Source organism: Collinsella sp. HCP28S3_G2 (assembly GCF_052065125.1).
Classification (GTDB): Bacteria; Actinomycetota; Coriobacteriia; order Coriobacteriales; family Coriobacteriaceae; genus Collinsella.
The window spans coordinates 1-594 of sequence record NZ_JBQHUO010000041.1 but is presented as its reverse complement, the minus strand read 5'-3'; the positions used below and the strand labels follow the sequence as shown (position 1 = coordinate 594).

Here is a 594-nt window from a genome sequence, read left to right as displayed (position 1 = left end):
CCTTGAGTATCAACTTTATCCGAACACCTCCCACATTCATCCGTACATGTGCGGATGAATGTGGGAACCCGATACCCTGAGGGCCGGATCGGCCGGCCCCGGGAGATCGGAGGACGGCATGTCCGGAAAGAAGAAGAGCGGCTCCGCAAGGGCGGTCCCGAGGGCCTACGGAAGGCTCACGAGGCACGAGCGGGACACGGTCCAGAGGATGCTGGAGCGCAGGGCGTCGTGCAGGGAGATCGCGAGGGAGCTGGGCAGGTCGCCCTCGACGGTGAGCGCCGAGGTGGCGTCGCACAGGTTCGTGACGGCGCCGAAGGCCAGGCGCGGCGAGCGCGTGGACGCCTCCGCCGACCTGTCGGCGGCCTGCCCGCGCCTGGCGGCGTGGCCGCGATGCTGCAACGGCTGCGGCCGGTACCGCGCGATCGGCTGCAAGCGCCGCCCCCACGTCTTCTACGAGGCCCGGGCCGCGCAGCTGTGCGCCGACTCGGTCCTCGTCTCGTCCAGGCGCGGGATAGACGCCGACGAGCCCGCCGCGGCGGCCAGGCTGGAGGCGATAAGGGACTGCCTGCGCCGGGGGCTGTCGCCCGAGCAGAT

At 70.9% G+C, this 594-nt stretch carries 1 protein-coding gene; it reads left to right on the top strand.

Translation table 11 applies throughout. The annotated features are described in order from the left end of the window. Positions 1-118: 118 nt before the first annotated feature. On the top strand, positions 119-594 hold a 476-nt coding region (locus tag ACTNB2_RS08860; RefSeq protein ID WP_441045764.1), incomplete at its 3' end, for a helix-turn-helix domain-containing protein.